Annotated in this window: 18 protein-coding genes; 9 read left to right on the forward strand and 9 right to left on the reverse strand. The window is 60.3% G+C overall.

Translation table 11 applies throughout. The annotated features are described in order from the left end of the window. The first annotated feature begins 215 nt into the window (after positions 1-215). The 6 genes from D3870_RS12505 to D3870_RS12530 all read left to right on the forward strand — a co-directional run bounded on the left by D3870_RS12505 (position 216) and on the right by D3870_RS12530 (position 5,516). Entirely contained in the window at positions 216-1,505 is a 1,290-nt protein-coding gene (locus D3870_RS12505) for a glycosyltransferase family 4 protein (protein ID WP_119739541.1), read from the forward strand. 51 nt (positions 1,506-1,556) lie between these two features. Then, positions 1,557-2,303 (forward strand): SDR family oxidoreductase, encoded by a 747-nt coding sequence (locus tag D3870_RS12510; protein WP_119739543.1) that lies wholly within the window; start codon positions 1,557-1,559, stop codon positions 2,301-2,303. 76 nt (positions 2,304-2,379) lie between these two features. Continuing rightward, on the forward strand, positions 2,380-2,973 hold the full coding sequence (locus D3870_RS12515) for a D-glycero-alpha-D-manno-heptose-1,7-bisphosphate 7-phosphatase (RefSeq protein ID WP_119739545.1): 594 nt from the start codon (positions 2,380-2,382) through the stop codon (positions 2,971-2,973). Then, a complete protein-coding gene (gene waaF / locus D3870_RS12520; RefSeq protein ID WP_119739546.1) occupies positions 2,970-4,130 on the forward strand; it encodes a lipopolysaccharide heptosyltransferase II in 1,161 nt (386 codons plus the stop codon). Before D3870_RS12515 ends, waaF begins: the two co-directional genes overlap by 4 nt. A 93-nt stretch (positions 4,131-4,223) precedes the next feature. Further along, the gene (locus tag D3870_RS12525; protein ID WP_119739548.1) at positions 4,224-4,823 is read left to right on the forward strand and encodes a hemerythrin domain-containing protein; all 600 of its coding nucleotides are present in this window, start codon (positions 4,224-4,226) and stop codon (positions 4,821-4,823) included. Positions 4,824-5,096: 273 nt separating this feature from the next. Further along, complete coding sequence (locus D3870_RS12530; RefSeq protein ID WP_119739550.1) at positions 5,097-5,516, forward strand: Ku protein; 420 nt, start codon at positions 5,097-5,099, stop codon at positions 5,514-5,516. Positions 5,517-5,562: 46 nt separating this feature from the next. Here D3870_RS12530 and D3870_RS12535 read toward each other — a convergent pair whose 3' ends face one another. Together D3870_RS12535 and D3870_RS22345 are read right to left on the reverse strand one after the other, a co-directional pair. Further along, positions 5,563-6,072: a DUF421 domain-containing protein gene (locus D3870_RS12535; protein WP_119739552.1), complete on the reverse strand. Its 510-nt coding sequence runs from the start codon at positions 6,070-6,072 to the stop codon at positions 5,563-5,565. 78 nt (positions 6,073-6,150) lie between these two features. Further along, on the reverse strand, positions 6,151-6,726 hold the full coding sequence (locus D3870_RS22345) for a PRC-barrel domain-containing protein (protein ID WP_158590451.1): 576 nt from the start codon (positions 6,724-6,726) through the stop codon (positions 6,151-6,153). Between the two features lie 641 nt (positions 6,727-7,367). Between D3870_RS22345 and D3870_RS12545 the strand changes: the two genes are divergently transcribed. Further along, the gene (locus tag D3870_RS12545; RefSeq protein WP_119739567.1) at positions 7,368-9,434 is read left to right on the forward strand and encodes a PAS domain-containing hybrid sensor histidine kinase/response regulator; all 2,067 of its coding nucleotides are present in this window, start codon (positions 7,368-7,370) and stop codon (positions 9,432-9,434) included. Between the two features lie 36 nt (positions 9,435-9,470). On the opposite strand, the gene D3870_RS12550 is transcribed toward D3870_RS12545, so the two are convergent. From D3870_RS12550 to D3870_RS12565, 4 genes are all read right to left on the reverse strand, one after another. After that, on the reverse strand, positions 9,471-10,865 hold the full coding sequence (locus D3870_RS12550) for a sigma-54-dependent transcriptional regulator (protein ID WP_119739569.1): 1,395 nt from the start codon (positions 10,863-10,865) through the stop codon (positions 9,471-9,473). Positions 10,866-11,197: 332 nt separating this feature from the next. After that, positions 11,198-11,644: a BON domain-containing protein gene (locus tag D3870_RS12555; protein ID WP_199710632.1), complete on the reverse strand. Its 447-nt coding sequence runs from the start codon at positions 11,642-11,644 to the stop codon at positions 11,198-11,200. Positions 11,645-11,655: 11 nt separating this feature from the next. Next, on the reverse strand, positions 11,656-11,880 hold the full coding sequence (locus D3870_RS12560; RefSeq protein ID WP_119739571.1) for a hypothetical protein: 225 nt from the start codon (positions 11,878-11,880) through the stop codon (positions 11,656-11,658). Positions 11,881-12,143: 263 nt separating this feature from the next. Beyond that, complete coding sequence (locus tag D3870_RS12565) at positions 12,144-12,410, reverse strand: hypothetical protein (RefSeq protein ID WP_119739573.1); 267 nt, start codon at positions 12,408-12,410, stop codon at positions 12,144-12,146. A 79-nt stretch (positions 12,411-12,489) separates the two neighbouring features. Here D3870_RS12565 and D3870_RS12570 point away from each other — a divergent pair, with 79 nt between their 5' ends. After that, a complete protein-coding gene (locus D3870_RS12570) occupies positions 12,490-13,440 on the forward strand; it encodes a sigma-54 interaction domain-containing protein (protein WP_119739575.1) in 951 nt (316 codons plus the stop codon). Between the two features lie 160 nt (positions 13,441-13,600). On the opposite strand, the gene D3870_RS12575 is transcribed toward D3870_RS12570, so the two are convergent. The 3 genes from D3870_RS12575 to dusA all read right to left on the reverse strand — a co-directional run bounded on the left by D3870_RS12575 (position 13,601) and on the right by dusA (position 15,932). Beyond that, entirely contained in the window at positions 13,601-14,464 is an 864-nt protein-coding gene (locus D3870_RS12575; protein ID WP_119742043.1) for an SDR family oxidoreductase, read from the reverse strand. Between the two features lie 51 nt (positions 14,465-14,515). After that, positions 14,516-14,695 carry a hypothetical protein gene (locus D3870_RS12580; RefSeq protein ID WP_119739577.1) on the reverse strand — a complete coding sequence of 60 codons (180 nt, stop codon included), beginning with the start codon at positions 14,693-14,695 and terminating at the stop codon, positions 14,516-14,518. Positions 14,696-14,933: 238 nt separating this feature from the next. Then, on the reverse strand, positions 14,934-15,932 hold the full coding sequence (dusA, locus tag D3870_RS12585) for a tRNA dihydrouridine(20/20a) synthase DusA (RefSeq protein WP_277986371.1): 999 nt from the start codon (positions 15,930-15,932) through the stop codon (positions 14,934-14,936). 159 nt (positions 15,933-16,091) lie between these two features. Here dusA and aptA point away from each other — a divergent pair, with 159 nt between their 5' ends. After that, positions 16,092-17,444 (forward strand): omega-aminotransferase AptA, encoded by a 1,353-nt coding sequence (gene aptA, locus D3870_RS12590; RefSeq protein ID WP_119739580.1) that lies wholly within the window; start codon positions 16,092-16,094, stop codon positions 17,442-17,444. Positions 17,445-17,465 lie beyond the last annotated feature (21 nt).

Consider the following 17,465-nt stretch of genomic DNA (forward strand, 5'->3'; position numbering starts at 1 on the left):
TACATCCATATGTATTTATTACGCGAACGCTGTGCCGGGTCAGTCGATGCCCATGCCGCTGCCACGCTCGACGCGTCGCCATGACAAGGCATCGGCATGCCGAGAACCGCTTCGCGCAAGCGAAGCCTGAAGTCTGCGTTGAAAATGCGGCACATGGTGGGTACATCGCTTGCTTTGGGGGGATCCACATTCAACACTTTGGAATTCCCGTATCCATGCGAAAGATTGCCTTGATCAGCGAGCATGCCTCGCCGCTGGCCACGCTCGGCGGTACCGACAGCGGCGGACAGAATGTGTACGTCGCCCATCTTGCGCGGCAGCTGGCCCGTTCCGGCTACTTGATCGATGTGTTCACGCGTGCCGATTCGAAATCGCAGAATCAGGTTGTCCGTTGGTTGCCGAATGTACGCATCGTGCATGTGACTGCGGGCCCGCGTCATTTCATTCCCAAGGAAGCGATGCTGCCGCACATGGAGCAATTCAGCCGCTCCGTGCTGCGTTATGCGCATCGTCAAAAAATTCCGTATGACCTTGTTCACGCCAATTTCTTCATGTCCGGCATGGTCGCCCGACAATTGCAACAGGCCTTGGACATTCCCTTCGTCATCACCTTCCATGCGCTCGGTCTGGTGCGGCGTCTGTCCCAGGGACAGGCCGACGGTTTTCCCGATATCCGCTTCGCGATCGAAAAGCAGCTCATGCGGGATGCCGCCCGCATCATTGCCGAATGTCCGCAAGACCGGCTGGACATGGAGGCTCTGTATGACGCGCCGGGCGACAAGATCGATATCGTGCCGTGCGGTTTCGACCCCGAGGAATTCGCCCCGCTGGCGGTCGATGCGCGCCAGCAATTGGGATTCGGCCAGGAAGATTTCATCGTGCTGCAGCTTGGGCGCATGGTGCCGCGCAAGGGTGTGGACAACGTGATCCGCGCGACAGCGATATTGCAGCAGCGTTACGGAACGCCGGCGCAACTGGTAATCGTCGGCGGCAATACGGAATGCCCCGATCCGGTCATGACCCCGGAGCTGGGGCGGCTGATGGAACTGGCGCAATCGCTCGGCATCGCCGACAGCGTCAAGTTCACCGGGCAACGCGGACGCGACCAGTTGCGCTACTACTACAGCGCCGCCAACGTATTTTGCACCACGCCATGGTACGAACCGTTTGGCATCACGCCGGTAGAGGCGATGGCATGCGGCACACCGGTGGTCGGCACGGCAGTCGGTGGTATCAAGACAACGGTGGTCGATGGTGAAACCGGCTATCTCGTGCCGCCGAACGATCCCGATGCCCTGGCGGAACGACTGGCATGGCTGCAACGGCATCCGCATATGGCACAGCGCCTTGGCTGGGCCGGCATGCGCCGCGCGTACCGGCAATACACATGGCGCAACGTCGCGTCCCGCATTTCCGACGTCTATGAAGCGGCAATCGAAGCGGCAACGCCATACGGGACCGAAGCGCGCGTGGCGGCAGCCGGCGATGCGGGCTTGAGCGGTTGATCAATTGCGCATGCCCGCCCTTTTCACGTTCTCTTTCTCGTGGAGGCTGAAATGAACGCATCCGAAACAGCATCCGTTTCCGTCAAGTCCGAGGAACTGTCCGGCAAAGCCATTCTCGTCACCGGCGGCGCCAGCGGCCTGGGCGCCGCCCTGTGTGAGGTGCTGTCCGACGCAGGCGCCCGCGTGATGGTGGCCGATCTCGATCACGACCGTGCCGTGCGCGTGGCCGATCGCTTGCACGCGGACGCCATCGCGCTCGATGTGGGCGACCCCGCCGCTGCGGAGATGGCGGTCGAAGCAAGCGTGCGGCAATTCGGCAAGCTTGACGTGCTGATCAACAATGCCGGTGTGGACGTCACGTGCTCGCTGGAAGACCTGTCCATATCCGATTGGGAACGGGTGATCCGCACCAATCTGCACGGTCCCTTCCTGATGTCCAGGTTCGCCGCGCGGCGGATGCGACAGGCCGGCCATGGCCATATCGTCAACATCGCATCGACGGCGGCGAAGCGGGCATGGCCGAACGCGGCGGCCTACCATGCCAGCAAGTGGGGCCTGCTGGGCCTGTCGCACGCGCTGCATGCGGAATTGCGGCCTTTCAATATCAAGGTGACCGCCGTCATCGCGGGCGGCATGCGCACGCCCTTCCTGCTGGACAGGTTCCCCGACATCGATATCACCACCTTGCAGGAGCCGGCCAACGTCGCAAGAGCGGTGAAATCGGTGCTGACCTTGCCCGACGAAACGGTGATTTCGGAAATCATGGTGCTGCCGATGCGCGAAACCTCATGGCCGTAGGTTCCGTTGCCCGAACAAGTCATTGCAGCCGGCGTATTCACGCCACTTCGCAAGCCGCCATTCACAGCTCCGCACCATGCGCGCAATCTTCCTCGACAAGGACGGCACTCTGATCGAGAACGTCCCCCACAACGTCAATCCGGAGCTGATCGCCCTGACATGGCTTGCCGGACCGGCACTGCAGCTCTTTCAGCAGATGGGCTATGCGCTCTTCGTGGTCAGCAATCAGCCCGGCATCGCGCATGGCTGCTTCACCGAAGCGTCGCTGGAAACGGTGCGGCATCGTCTGGCCGAACTGCTGGCGCAATACGGCGTCAGCCTGAACGGCTTCTACTATTGCCCGCACAGCGCGGATGGCATGGTCGCGCCTTATGCCACGCAATGCGCCTGCCGCAAACCGGAACCGGGCATGCTGCGCCGCGCAGCGCAGGAGCATGGCATCGACCTTGCGCGTTCATGGATGATCGGCGACATCCTCGACGACGTGGAGGCAGGCATGCGCGCCGGCTGCCGTACTGCATTGATCGACAATGGCAATGAAACGCACTGGCATCTGTCCGCATTGCGCACACCGCATGTCATTGCGCCCGACCTGCATGCCGCCGCGCAGCGCATCGCGTTGCTGGATGAGGTCGCCGCAGGCCGGCGACGGGAGGCCGGCGGATCATGACGACAAGCGGCTGGCAGCGTGCGACGAACCTGCTCTGCGTTCGCCTCGACTACCTCGGCGACGTGCTGATGATGACGCCGGCGATACGCGCGCTGAAGCGCGCCCACCCCGACCGCCATGTCACCCTGCTGACCTCGTCCTGCGGCGCGGCGATTGCCTCCCTTGTTCCGGAAATCGACGACACGATCGAATACGCCGCGCCATGGATGAAGGGCAGCGAAGCGCACACGCCCGAGATCGACTTCGCCATGATCGCGTCGCTGCGCGCGCGCCACTTCGATGGTGCAGTCGTCTTCACGACCTACAGCCAGAGCGCGCTGCCGGCTGCGATGCTGTGCTACCACGCCGGCATCCCGTTGCGGCTCGCGCATTGCCGCGAGAATCCGTACTTCCTGCTGACCGACTGGGTCGCGGAAACGGAACCGCGCGAGCGTGTCAGACACGAGGTCCGCCGCCAGCTCGATCTCGTGGCAAGCATCGATTGCCGCACGGACGATGAGCGGCTGTCGCTGCGCGTGCCGGCTGTGGAATTGGCATGGGCGCGAAGCCGGCTGCACGCGCTCGGCATCGATGCGGCGCAGCCATGGATTCTTCTGCACCCGGGCGCGAGCGCGCCATCGCGACGCTACCCGCCCGAACTGTGGCGCGAGGCGGCGCAACAGCTGGCAAGGCGCACCGGCTATCCGCTGATCTTCACCGGCGCGGCGGATGAGGCGGCGCTGGTGGAACAGATCAGGCAAGGTGTCCCCGCTGCGCATTCGCTGGCAGGCATGCTCAACCTCGACAGGCTCGCAGCCTGCATCGCACTGGCTCGCCTTGCGATCGCCAACAACACCGGACCGGCGCATATCGCGGCGGCCGTCGGCACGCCGGTCGTCGATCTCTATGCATTGACCAATCCGCAGCACACACCATGGCAAGTCGCAAACCGCGTGCTGTTTCATGACGTGCCCTGCCGCTTTTGCTACAAGAGCGTCTGTCCGCAGGGGCATCAGCATTGCCTGACGAAAGTCGAGCCGCACACCGTAGCCGACGCCGCCATCGAGTTATTGCAAATGGAGGATGACCATATGCCGGAATCCGTCGGCGTCCTCGCAATCCAGCCCGATATGAATTCACTGCACGTCGTTGCCGGCGACCCGATCCAGTGGAAGTAGTTGACCCCGAGCAAACGGCAAGAATCGCTTTCCATTTCCTGGCACGGCGTTTGCGGTGGATCGATATGCACATGTCGGCAAAAGGAGAAAATCATGTCACGCAATGCAGATACCAGGACATCTTCCCGCACCACTCCGAAGACAGCCCCCAAAGGCGCCCACCATGCATCCGGACACGACGTTCTCGACCTTCTTTCCGAAGATCACAAGAACGTACGAAAAATGTTCGATCAGTTCGAAAAGATGAAGGAAAGCGAGAAGGCGGATGGAGAAATGAAGCAATCGCTGATTGAACACGCATGCGCGGAACTCACGATCCATGCCCAGGTGGAAGAGGAAATTTTCTACCCGGCCATGCGCAATGCGATCGACGATATGGCTATGCTGGACGAAGCAGAAGTCGAGCATGCTGCGGCCAAACAACTGATCACCGAACTATCGTCGATGCAGCCGGACGATGCGTTGTATGACGCCAAATTCACAGTGCTTGGCGAATACATAAAGCATCACATCGACGAAGAGGAAAAGGAGATGTTCAAGAAGGCGCGCAAATCGGATGCAGACTTGATGACGCTGGCCGATCAAGTACAGCATCGCAAGGATGAATTGCGCGAAGAGATGGGAATATCCCCGATGGATGAAGAGGGCGGAAAGAAGGCGTCCCGCATGACGAAAGGCAAGCAAGTGCATTGACCGGTTCGATGTTGCCGTCATGGTGCCGGTCCTGACCGGCGCCACGACACACTAAGAGCGTCTAACAAAATGAAACGAAGCGGTTCTGAGTAGGCGCGCCGCCGCAGACAGTACGACTGTACGGCAAGGGCGAAGCAGGGAATTCGCAAAGCATGCTTTGCGCCTGCGTAGCAGCCTTGGCTTGCCAGCCAAGGTGCGCCCTGCAAGGGGCGCAACACCCTCAGAATCATTTTGTTAGACGCTCTAAAGACATGAAATACAGAAAGGCTCTACGTGCCCCCAACTACCGGGAACAACAGCATCGATGACAATGCAGGCCATGCGGTGGATATTCTCGCGTTTATCGATGCCCGGAATATCCCGTTTCATCATTTCAAGACGTCATACCGCCTGGTGCCCGCACCGGGCGACGAAAGGCGCTATGCATACCTGCACGAAACCCTGAAGCGCACGCAAAAAGCCGGCATCGCCTGTGTCACCATCGAAGCGAAGCTGCATCTGGCCGCGCTGGTGCTGTGTGGCGCGGCACTGGTGCTGAACACCTTGCATTGGGCAGGCGAGCCTGATTGTCCGGGTACCCGAGATGCTGCGGCAGAACGCGCCGGATCGGGAAGGGACGCTCGGATGGCCACGCGAGCGGCGTGCGGTGCATCGGCTTGCGGCAGACCGCGCAGACGCTCGCGCAGGCATTGAACACGGCGACGCAATGAGCGCTGAAGGCAAGGCTTACGACGCTTGCTTACGACGCTTGCTTCTCCCGCTTGATCACGCTGATCTCTCCATCCGCCTCCAGATAGACGGCCTTGACCTCCTGGATGGAGTCCACGCCATGCTCCCGCAACTTCGTCCACAGCTCTTCGTCGCTGATCCATTCCCTGCGCAGATTGCGTTTCAGGATGCGGCCATCCTTGATCAGATGCATTGCCGGCGGTTCGGCAAAGCGGCGAACTCCATCGAAGCGAAAACTCAGCCAGTCAAGCAGGAGATTCCATGCGATCAGCGTCGACACCAGCACCATGCCGTCGCTGATAGAGGTGTACTCGCCTGCCATCGCGTTCTGCGCAGCATCGGCGACGATGAACAGAACCAGGAGGTCGGCGATACCTACCGCCCCCACGTCGCGCCGTACCACAAAGCGGAAAACGAGGAACAGGAACCAGTACATCGCGCTGCCGCGAATCACCAGCTCCAGCGCGGGTACGGTGAACCCGAATAGTCCCGCCCACTCGATCGAAAGAAGATTGTCCATGCTGGAGCCCCGTCAAGAACATGCGCCCCTTTCGAATCGCATCATCCATCACGGCGGATAGCAATGACGACGCAGGGATCAGCGCCCGCCCTCGCCGCGCGAACTCGCCCCCTTTGCTCCGCTCGTGCCGGCTGCACTGTTTGCACCGGCATTCGGAGAAATGCCGTTGCGCGGCGTCTGCCCCACCATGCTGTCCCAGTAGCGATCGACTTCGGCACTCCACGTCTGATCCGCCATGTCGGGCCAGTGCCGGCGGTCGAAACCGGGCGCCTTGCCGACCGTCGCACGATCCGCGCGCAGTACATAGGATTTGCCGTCGTCGCTCGGCGCCAGCGCCTTCCATGGCAGCGCATGGTATTTGCCGCCGGCTCCCATGACGCCGCCAAAGCTCACAACCAGATAGGCGATCTCTCCGCGGTCGCTGTCCAGCACGAGATCCCTGACCTCGCCCAGTTTCTTGTCCTGCGCATCCTTGACATCGGCGCCGATGATTTTGCTGGCGCGATAGACACGCTGATTCCGCTCCGGCTCGGGAGCCTGCTGCAGCGCCTGACGATCCGCTCGCGTGTCCTGCGAACGCGTCTGCGCCCCGACGGGCGTCCACGCCGGCATGACAAGCGCGAGCAGAAACAGCATCCGGCAGAACCTGGGCATTTGCGACTCCATGCTTGCAACGCACTGTGGGGAAGCGTGCAAACCTCGTGCCAATCGAATGCACTGTGGAATACGCGGCGCATCCATCCGCGCGCGCACCGCGTCGCGTTTTCTGCCGGGAAAAAGAAAGGCGGCTTGTCTGCACAGCGTGTCTTTCCGGTACGTTTCCTGCATGGGAAACCATAGTCCACAGCATCGCGCAATGCCGGAGCATGTGCGCTTGTCGCCGGATGCGGCATCGGTCGTGATTTGCATTCCTTGCCGCCTTCCTTGCAGAACTTGCAATGATGTAAAAACCGGTAGAAAGATGTAATCGTTACCAGTATCGCGATTGCTGGATTGAATGAATGGATCGCAGAACACTTTCCGCGCGCATCGGCCGCAGACGTTGGCCGACATGGAGCGGAGGACGCGGACGACAACAGCAATCATGCAACTGAAGGGAAATCCAGGGAAAGAAAATTTATCCGGATTCACACACTTTATTGTCAGGCATCAAGGCTGCGGACTGCGGCATGTGGCGTCCTTGAAGTCGCAAGTATGTGTCGCCGGCACAGCCTGTCCTCCGGCTTGAACCCGCCATCCGCCGCAGCAATGAATCCGGTGCAAGGCGCGAATGGGAGTACTCAGTACTGAGTAACATGATTCCATACAACCAGCAAACCAATCGTACGGTTGCCGTTCCGCCGGACGCGACGAACATGAACGGACGCATCACGGCGGAGCAGATTCTCGGCGAGCGTGAGCGGCAGTTGCGCCTGATCACCGATGCGGCACCGGTGATGATTGCGCAGATCGACGATGGTTACCGATTCATGTTCGTCAACAAGACCTATGCCGATTATCTTGGGCGCAGTCCGAGGGACATGGTCGGCAAGCGCATTTCGGAAGTCGTCGGCAAGCACATGTTCACCGCGATACGCCGCTATGTCGACAATGCGCTGGCAGGCAGGAGGCAAGAGCACGAGATCAAGATTCCATCCGAACAAGGCAGCGACCGTCACCTTCACATGATCTACGTGCCGGAGCGCAACGAGCACGGCGAGGTGCGCAGCGTGGTGACCACCATCAGCGACATCACTCATCTGCGCCACACGGAAGAACAGCTCCAGCAGCGCAAGCTGGAGTTCGCGACGCTGATCGAAAATTCATCCGACATCATCTCGCGCATCGACCCCGGCATGCGGCACATCTACGTCAACCCTGCTATCCAGGCATTGTCGGATGTGCCCCCGGCCGCCTATCTCGGCAAGACCATGGCCGAACTCGGCCTGCCGCCGATGGTGACGCACGCGTGGGATACGGCGGCACGCGCCGCGTTTGAAACGGGCGCCGAACAGAAACTCGTCTTCGATCACATGATCGACAACCAGATGCGCTATTTTTCCGGGCGCGTCATTCCAGAAATCGATCGCGACGGCAATATCGACTTCGTGATCGTCGTCGCCTACGACGTCACTGCGCGAGCGACGATGGAGAAGGAGCGCAACGAACTGCTCGCACGCGAACGCACCGCGCGCATACAGGCTGAAATCGCGGCGCGTGCGCGCGACGAGTTTCTTGCGATCGTCTCGCATGAGCTGCGCGCGCCCCTGAACGGCATCCAGAGCTGGGCGCACGTGCTCGAAAACCATGTCAAGGACCCCGCCTCCGCGCCGCTCGCGCAACGCGCGCTGCAAGGGATCAAGACCGGCGTCGCTCAGCAGGTGCGTCTGATCGAAGACCTGCTCGACGTCGCCCGCATGATGAGCGGCAAACTGCGGCTGGTGAAACTGCCTCTCGTGCTGCTGCCCGTGATCCAGGCCTCGGTCGAAAGCGTGCGTGCCGCTGCCTCGACAAAACACATCGGCATCAACTGCACGTACCGCATCAGCAGCGAGCAGATCGATGGAGATTCCGACCGCGTACAGCAGATTTTCTGGAACCTGCTATCCAACGCCGTGAAGTTCACTCCCGAGAACGGCAACATCTGGCTGACCGCAACGCAGACGGACAAGCAGATCTGCGTCACCATCCGGGATGACGGCGTCGGCGTGTCGCCGGATTTCCTGCCCTACCTGTTCAACCGATTCAGCCAGGAAGACACCTCGAGCACGCGCGACCATAGCGGCCTCGGACTCGGCCTGTTCCTCGTGAAGCACCTGATCGAACTGCATGGCGGCTCGGTCAGCGCCGAAAGCCCGGGCGAAGGCTGCGGGGCGACTTTCTCGGTGCGCTTCCCCGTGCGCGAGCTGATGGAAAAATACACGCCGGCGGTGCGCCTGGGTCAGGTCGGCGACGAGGAAATGCCCTTGCCTTCACTCAGCGGCCTGAGCATCCTGCTCGTCGACGATCAGGAAGAGGCGCGCGAATCGCTCAATATCGTGCTCAACAATGCAGGAGCGCGGGTGTTTGCAGCGAAATCGGCAAAGGAAGTGCTCGCATGGCTGCCCACCCTCAAGAAGGGCGAGTATCCGGATGTGCTGGTGTGCGATATCGCGATGCCCGGCGAGGATGGCTATACGGTATTGCGGAAGCTGCGGATGTGGAAGGACGCCGGCAACAGCATGCCGCTGCATCGCATGCCGGCGCTCGCGCTCACCGCGTTCGCCCAGCGCGAGGACCGCATACGCGCCTTGACTGCCGGCTTCCAGATGCACATGACGAAACCCGCCGCCCCCGAGGAATTGATCGTGGTGATCGACACCATGGTGCCGCGCGCCGATTGATGAAGCGATTGGCGACGCAATTGATGCAGCCGCGCATCAATGATAGGCATCGCTCCCCGGCACGGAAGACGCATCGTCCTTCTTCGGCAGCGCCTCGTACGGCCCGTATTCCTCCAGCCGGTTGTAGAGCGTCTTCAGGCTGATGCCGAGAATATCCGCTGCCCTCTTCTTGACCCCGCCGCACAATTCCAGCGTGGCGTAGATCAGCTTGCGATCGACATCGGCCAGCGAGGTCCCCACCGGAATCGCCAGCGTCATCCCGACCGGCGACTGGGTCGTGATCACGGGCGCCAGCGCCGACGCATCGATGGAATGGTCGGACAGGATGAATGCGCGCTGCATGTAATTGCGCAACTCGCGTACATTGCCCGGCCAGTGATAATTGGACAGGCATGCGAGCCCTTCCGGCGACAGCACCTTGCTGCTGCCGTGCGCGGCATTGAGCTCCTGCAGAAAATGCTCGGCAAGCAGTTCGATATCGCTGCCACGCTCGCGCAGCGGCGGAATCCTGAGCGGAAACACGTTCAACCGGTGATACAAGTCGAGTCGCAGCTTGCCCGCCGCAACCGCCGCTTCCGGATCGCGATTGCTCGCTGCGACCACGCGCACGTCGGTTTCGATCTCCTGCGTGCTGCCGATGCGCATGAAGGAGCCGGTCTCCAGCACGCGCAGCAGTTTCACCTGCAGCTCGATCGGCATCTCGGTGATTTCATCGAGGAACAGCGTGCCGCCGTTGGCGCGCTCGAAGTAGCCCTTGTGCTGGCGGTCCGCGCCGGTGAAGCTGCCCTTCTCGTGGCCGAAGATTTCGCTTTCGATGAGCTGCGGCGAAATCGCGCCGCAATTCATCGGCAGGAAGGGACGTTTCTGCCGCAGACTCAATTCGTGGATGGTCTGCGCCGCCAGCTCCTTGCCGGTGCCGCTTTCGCCAAGCAGCAGGACGGTGGCCTCGGTCGGCGCAACGCGTCCGATATGGTTGTAGAGTTTCTGCATGACCGGCGCAGCGCCCAGCATCTGGCCGAAATGGCCGAGCCGCCGCAGCTCGCTGCGCAGCACGCCGATCTCTTCCTTCAGATCGACAGTGCGCGGAATGCGCGACAGCAGCGCCTTGAGCCGCCGGAAGTTGATCGGTTTGGTGAGGTAATCCGCCGCGCCGAGGCGCAAGGCCTCGACTGCGGTCTCGACGCTGGCATGGCCGGTGATCAGAACGATTTCGGTGGTGGCGCGCGATTCGATGTCGTTGAACAGATCAATGCCGCTGCCGTCGGGCAGCTTCAAATCGATCAGCACCACGTCTGGACGGCGCAACATGATCTGCGCCTGTGCCTCGCGGATGTTGCCCGCAACCGCAGCGGAAAATCCTTCCGCGGTCGTGATCTCCACAAGCGCCTCTCGCGTGTTGGCATCGTCATCGACAATCAAGACATGTGGCATGTTTCGATACCTCGAATAAATGTTTGCAAGGAGCTGAACTCCATTCTTCGCCGTCACGGCCCGTTGGCGAATCTCCGGCCACGCAATGCGGCCGCAGGGGCAAGGCGCGGACGGCAGCACAAGCGGCCCATCCGACGGATGTCAGAGATCTATACCCGGGACAGAAAAAGGCCTGCGCCGCCGCACGGGAACGCAAGCCGGAAAAATTGCTGATGCATTCGGATTCATGTATTCCGCAACCATCTTCGGATGCAGACAACCACGCCGCACCCATCGCTACGGGATGCAACATGTCCCCGCCTTGCGGGAACATGCGCCGACAATCTCCGACCTTATTGCTTCACAAGCATTTTGTTATCGACACTCTTTACGCCATCGACCGCGTTGGCGATTTTCAGCGCCTTGTCGATTTGCGCCTGACTCTGGACCGATCCGCCCAGCATCACCTCGCCCTGCTTCGTTTCGACGCTGATGTCGCTGCCCTTGACATCGGTATCGGCCAGCAACGCAGTCTTCACCTTGGTGGTGATGATGCTGTCATCAATCGACGCCGCTGCCGATGCGGCGGGGGCGCTCGAAGGAGCCGTACCTGCGGGCGGCGTCGTCTGGCCTGCAATCGTTCCACCGGGCGATGCCTGTCCGCCGGTCGTGCTGCTCGGCGTGCCGGGCGCGCCGCCGGGACCGGCTTGATCCGGCGCCTTGCGGTCGCAACCGGCGATCGCCAGTCCCATCAACGCGGCAACCAGGACTGCCCTGGAGGTATTGGCCATTGCATTCATCGCGGCGCCTTTCACTTGTTGGTACCGCTGCCGCTGGTACCGGAGCTGCCGGACGTGCCGGATGAACCGGAGCTGGGGGAACTCATGGTGCCGCTAGAGGAGCCCGATGTGCCTGCGCCGCCGGACGCGCCGGAAGTCTGATCGGCCGGACGCCGTTCACAACCCGCAAATGCCAGGCTCAATACGGCAGTGACCAGAAGGATTTTTGATGCGCTCTTTACTTTTGCTGATTCCATGGTTGTTCCTTTCATTCAAATTGCGTATGCAGGAAGCGTTGTGCTCCTGGTTGACCATTACATTTGCGATAAGTTTCTTGATTCGAATGCAAACGCGGCAAGCAGCAAAAGGCAGTTTCCATGCCAGCGTCCATTCCGGCCATGCAACTTGAAGTGGAAAGCGCCGTTGCAATACGGCGCATCAAAGATGCTGACCGCATCGGAGCGGCGTAAAAATTACCGCCGCGACGTAACGCTTACATCTCGCTGCCGGCGGCATCGATTCATTCGGGAATTCTTTTCATCCGGTAAACACCGTACGGAAAAATATCCCGGTGAGATGCATGCGGAAAATAAACCCGCCGTCGCATGCCCAATCGAACAGCAATCTCCTGTATCGTTGGTTCAACGAGGCATGCAAGCGAGGTGTCATGCGAGCGCATTGCCGACTGCGCAATGCCTTCGGTGCAAGCATTCTTCAATGCAGTATCGGGATACATTTCCGCATTGACTGCAAGACGCTGAAATAGCGCAAGCATCACATCGCCCATCGATGTGACAATCCATGATCGCGTTGCATCCTCGCGGCGGACACCGTGATCCCGCACCCTTTGCAGATCGGCTGATCAAATGGCATTCGAAAAATCCATCAAGCGCTTCGATCTCATGTACGGCTCATCGCCTGCGATGGAGCGCTTGTTCCAGCAGATAGAGAAAGTCGCGGCCACCGACGCCACCGTGCTACTGGTCGGTGAAAGCGGCACCGGCAAGGAGCTGATCGCAAAAGCGATTCATCAAGCCAGCCCGCGCAATGCGGAAGCATTTGTCGCCGTCAATTGCGGCGCGATCCCCGCGCACTTGATCGAAGCCGCATTGTTCGGCCACGAGAAAGGCAGTTTCACCGGCGCGGCGCGACAGCACGTCGGCTATTTCGAGCATGCCTCGCGCGGGACGCTGTTTCTCGATGAAATCACCGAGATGCCGGTGGAGATGCAGGTGAAATTATTGCGCGTGCTGGAGTCCGGTGCGTTCCTGCGTGTCGGCGGCAGCGAGGAAGTGAAAGTCGATGTGCGTCTGGTCGCCGCCACCAATCGTGATCTGGAGGGTGCCGTCAAGCAGGGTCATCTGCGCGAAGACCTGATGTACAGGCTGGCCGTGTTTCCCGTACGCGTACCGCCCTTGCGCGAACGCGGCATCGATATCGAATTGCTTGCGCAATGTTTCCTGCATGAGCTCAATGCGCAGGAAAAGACCGACAAGGTGTTTTCACACAGTTCGCTTGAAGTAGTCCGTTCGTACTCTTGGCCCGGCAACGTGCGCGAACTGAAGAACGTTGTGCAGCGCGCCTTCATCATCGCCACCGATACCCTCAACATCGAGGAATGTCTCTCCGACATGAGCGCAAAGAAGCCCACGTTCCACGAAGGCTATCTGAATTTCTTCGTCGGCACGCCGCTCGCCGAGGCACAACGCGAAATCATCCTCGCGACGCTCAAGCACTACAGCGGCAACAAACGCCTCACCGCCGAGGCGCTCGGCATCAGCCTCAAGACCTTGTACAACCGGCTCAAGGATTACTAGGGCAAGAACAGGTAGAGCAGATTGCAATAGAACACGGGCACGAGAGTGCGAGCACGACATCCGGCTCGTCCTGTCATTCCGAGCGCATGTGAGGAATCTCCAGCGCCGGCTTCATCACGTGCATGAGATTGCTCACTCCGTTCGGAATGACAATCCCGCATTACGTGTTCAGCACTTCGCCGCCGTTCACATGCAACACCTGTCCGCTCACGTAAGACGCGTCGTCAGAAGCCAGATACACATACGCCGGTGCAATTTCATCCGGCTGACCGGGGCGGCCAAGCGGCACATTCTTGCCGAATTCACTCACATGATCTGCATCGAAACTCGACGGAATCAATGGCGTCCAGACCGGGCCGGGCGCGACGCCATTCACGTGAATTCCCTTCTCAGCCAATTGCAGCGAGAGTGAACGCGTGAACGCAACAATCGCTCCTTTTGTCGCCGAATAGTCGAGCAAGTGCGCGCTGCCGCGATACGCGGTCACCGAGGTGGTATTGATGATGCGTGCACCCTCCTTGAGATGCGGCAGCGCGGCGCGCACCATGTAGAACATGGAAAACAGGTTGATGCGGAATGTCTTTTCCAGTTGCCCATCGCTGATGTCCACGATGCTTTTCTGCGGATACTGTTGTGCCGCATTGTTCACCAGGATATCGAGCTTTCCCAGTGACGATACCGTATCGTCAATCAACCTCTTGCAGAATGCCGAGTCGCCGATGTCGCCCGCAAATATCAGGCATTCCCTGCCTTCCGCTTGAATGAGCCGTTGCGTGTCCTGCGCATCCTGATGTTCATCGAGGTAGGAGATCGCGATGTTCGCGCCCTCCTTGGCAAACGCCACCGCCGTGGCGCGCCCGATGCCGCTGTCGCCGCCGGTGATCAACGCCACCTTGCCTGTCAATTTGCCGCTGCCGCGATAGCGTTTTCCTTCCGCCTCCGGGCGCGGTCGCATCGCCGCTTCGGACCCGGGCTGCTTGTCCTGATGTTGCGGCGGCATGGTTTTGTCATCCTGCTTTCCCATGCAAACATGCTCCACAAAAAAAAGCGGCAGGCGCACCCGCCTGCCATCTCGTCAATGCCTGGACCTGCTCTTCCCAGCCTTCTTCATGGAAATCGCAACCGCTTGCTTGATCGCCTTCTTCTTGCTCTTCGGATGGCTCGTGCCGATTCTTCCTCGGCTTTCGTACTCATGCACAAGCGTCTTGATATTGGTCTTGATCGTCTCCTGACTTTTTCCGCTTCGTAATGGCATATCGATTCCTCCAATACATGTTGCGGCAACGTCGTGTCTTTTCAAAACTTCACGGATTTTCCCTACTGGAACAGTGCCGCAAAGATCAATCGCATACAGACGTACAGATAGCGAGCAGCATTCATGCCATGCGGCGCAGACAAATCTTGTGAAGATATAACAATGCACGACGCGTGCGCGAAGTCACTGTCGCACTGAGCGACAGTGTGGCGGAGACATCAACGAGAAGGGAAACTTGCTATGCGGCCAAGGCTTGCGTCCTGCCCAGCGCTTCCAGCAACAACGCCGGGTCGCCCGACGCGAGCTTTCTGGAATCGGACAGCGTTTGGCGGAAACCGCGCGCCCCCGGCATCCCGGCCATCAGGCCGAGCATGTGACGCGTGATGCTGTTCATTCGCAAGCCGCCGCCGACCTCGCTCTTGCCGAAGCGTTCGAGCTGCGTGCGGATATACGGCTGCATCGCGTGCAACACTTCGGCGCGCGATTTGACCGGCGCTTCATCGCCGTAATAGCGGGCATCGAAGGCCGCCATCATGTAGGGATTGTGGTACGCCTCGCGCCCGATCATCACGCCATCGACATGCTGCAGATGCGCATCGATCTCGGCAAGGGTCTTGATGCCGCCGTTGATGAGGATTTCGAGATGCGGAAAGTCGCGCTTGAGTTGATAGGCAAACTCCGGCTTGAGCGGAGGAATTTCGCGGTTTTCCTTCGGACTCAATCCTTGCAGGATCGCATTGCGCGCATGCACGATGAAGGTTGTACAACCGGCATCGGCAATGGTGCCGACAAAGTCGCGCACGAATTCGTAAGACTCCACCTTGTCGATGCCGATGCGGTGCTTGACAGTGACATCGATCGATACGGCATCGCGCATGGCTTTCACGCAATCCGCCACCAGCGCCGGTTCGGCCATCAGGCAGGCGCCGAACGCGCCCTTCTGCACACGCTCCGACGGGCAGCCGCAATTGAGGTTGATCTCGTCATAGCCCCATTGCGCGCCGAGCTTTGCGCTCTTCGCCAGATCAGCCGGCTCGCTACCGCCGAGTTGCAGCGCGACCGGATGTTCTTCACCATTGAAATCCAGATGCCGCGCAACATCGCCGTACAGCAGCGCGCCTGTCGTCACCATCTCGGTGTACAACCAGGTATGGCGTGTGATGTGTCGGTGAAACATGCGGCAATGCCGATCCGTCCAATCCATCATTGGTGCAACGGAAAGTCGGCGGGAAGGCAGTTTGACGGAGTTCAAGGCAGTTACCCAGGAAAAAGCCGTATTTTACCGGGACTGCCCGCCTTCCGTTTTGCACGGAAATGCGGCTGCATCACGATGGCAAACGTACTACCATGAAGACCTACCCATTCCTATCCATTTTGACAAAACGAGGGGACATGCATGGCGAACACGCTCAACACCGAACACTTCTGGATGCCATTCACCGCCAACCGCCAGTTCAAGGCCAGACCGCGCATGCTGGTGGCGGCGTCCGGCATGCATTACACGACGGACGACGGACGCCAGATTCTCGACGGCACCGCGGGATTGTGGTGCGTCAATGCAGGCCACGGCCATCCGAAAATCACCGCGGCAATCCAGCACCAGGCCGCCACGATGGATTACGCGCCGCTATTCCAGATGGGCCATCCGAAAGTGTTTGAAGCCGCCAGCGCGCTGGTGTCGATTGCGCCGGAAGGATTGAATCGCGTCTTCTTCTGCAATGATGGCTCGGAAGCGGTCGATACCGCGCTGAAGATCGCGCTGGCCTACCACCGCGTGCGCGGCGACGGCTTGCGGACGCGCTTGATCGGACGCGAGCGCGGCTATCACGGCGTCGGCTTCGGCGGCATCGCAGTCGGTGGCATCGCGGGCAATCGCAAGCAATTCGGCCCGACGCTGGCCGGCGTCGATCATCTGCGCCATCCGCTGGATATCGCGCGCAATGCATTCTCGAAAGGACTGCCGGAACACGGAGCGGAAATGGCCGACGAGCTGGAGCAACGCATGCTCGCGCTGCACGATCCGGCAACTGTCGCAGCCGTCATCGTCGAACCGATCCAGGGTTCGGCCGGCGTGATCCTTCCGCCCAAGGGCTATCTGCAAAAGCTGCGCTCGATCTGCGACAAGTACGGCATCCTGCTGATTTTCGATGAAGTCATCACCGGCTTCGGCCGGCTCGGCACGGCGTTCGCCGCCGATTTCTTCGGCGTCGTGCCCGACATGATCACCTGCGCCAAGGGCCTGACCAATGCCGCCGTGCCGATGGGCGCGGTCATCGTGCGCCAGGACATCCACGACGCCTTCATGGATGCCTCACCGGAGGGCGCGATCGAGTTTTTCCATGGCTATACCTACACCGGCCATCCGCTCGCGTCAGCTGCAATGGTCGCGACGATGGATGTCTACAAGGAGGAAGGTCTGTTCGACCGTGCCGCCAGCATGGCGCCCCATTTCGAGAACGCCGCACATAGCCTGAAGGGTTTGCCCTGCGTAAAAGATGTGCGCAACCTCGGCCTCGTCTGCGGCATCGAACTGGAGGGCGTGCCCGGCAAACCGACCGCGCGTGCCTTCGATGTGTTCCTCAAGTGTTTCTGGGAAAAGAACGTGCTGATCCGCACCACCGGCGACATCATCGCGCTCTCGCCGCCCCTGATCATCGATGAACAGCAAATCAACCAACTCTTCAAGGCCATCGCCGACATCCTGAAGTCACAGAAAGCGGTGCCGGAACTGCAGGCAGCTGCTGTGTAAGAGATCGTTTCGACGTCAGTA

Origin of the sequence: Noviherbaspirillum cavernae, assembly GCF_003590875.1 — a bacterium.
GTDB classification, from domain to species: domain Bacteria; phylum Pseudomonadota; class Gammaproteobacteria; order Burkholderiales; family Burkholderiaceae_D; genus Noviherbaspirillum; species Noviherbaspirillum cavernae.

Bases quoted from the DNA above. Each gene is read 5' to 3' on its own strand.
- D3870_RS12510 (WP_119739543.1), top strand. From the start codon at position 1,557: ATGAACGCATCCGAAACAGCATCCGTTTCCGTCAAGTCCGAGGAACTG.
- aptA (WP_119739580.1), top strand. From the start codon at position 16,092: ATGGCGAACACGCTCAACACCGAACACTTCTGGATGCCATTCACCGCC.
- D3870_RS12525 (WP_119739548.1), top strand. From the start codon at position 4,224: ATGTCACGCAATGCAGATACCAGGACATCTTCCCGCACCACTCCGAAG.
- D3870_RS12580 (WP_119739577.1), bottom strand. From the start codon at position 14,695: ATGCCATTACGAAGCGGAAAAAGTCAGGAGACGATCAAGACCAATATC.
- D3870_RS12560 (WP_119739571.1), bottom strand. From the start codon at position 11,880: ATGGAATCAGCAAAAGTAAAGAGCGCATCAAAAATCCTTCTGGTCACT.
- waaF (WP_119739546.1), top strand. From the start codon at position 2,970: ATGACGACAAGCGGCTGGCAGCGTGCGACGAACCTGCTCTGCGTTCGC.
- D3870_RS22345 (WP_158590451.1), bottom strand. From the start codon at position 6,726: ATGCCCAGGTTCTGCCGGATGCTGTTTCTGCTCGCGCTTGTCATGCCG.
- D3870_RS12550 (WP_119739569.1), bottom strand. From the start codon at position 10,865: ATGCCACATGTCTTGATTGTCGATGACGATGCCAACACGCGAGAGGCG.
- D3870_RS12575 (WP_119742043.1), bottom strand. From the start codon at position 14,464: ATGGGAAAGCAGGATGACAAAACCATGCCGCCGCAACATCAGGACAAG.
- D3870_RS12545 (WP_119739567.1), top strand. From the start codon at position 7,368: ATGATTCCATACAACCAGCAAACCAATCGTACGGTTGCCGTTCCGCCG.
- D3870_RS12555 (WP_199710632.1), bottom strand. From the start codon at position 11,644: ATGAATGCAATGGCCAATACCTCCAGGGCAGTCCTGGTTGCCGCGTTG.
- D3870_RS12505 (WP_119739541.1), top strand. From the start codon at position 216: ATGCGAAAGATTGCCTTGATCAGCGAGCATGCCTCGCCGCTGGCCACG.
- D3870_RS12515 (WP_119739545.1), top strand. From the start codon at position 2,380: ATGCGCGCAATCTTCCTCGACAAGGACGGCACTCTGATCGAGAACGTC.
- D3870_RS12535 (WP_119739552.1), bottom strand. From the start codon at position 6,072: ATGGACAATCTTCTTTCGATCGAGTGGGCGGGACTATTCGGGTTCACC.
- D3870_RS12565 (WP_119739573.1), bottom strand. From the start codon at position 12,410: ATGGGCGATGTGATGCTTGCGCTATTTCAGCGTCTTGCAGTCAATGCG.
- D3870_RS12570 (WP_119739575.1), top strand. From the start codon at position 12,490: ATGGCATTCGAAAAATCCATCAAGCGCTTCGATCTCATGTACGGCTCA.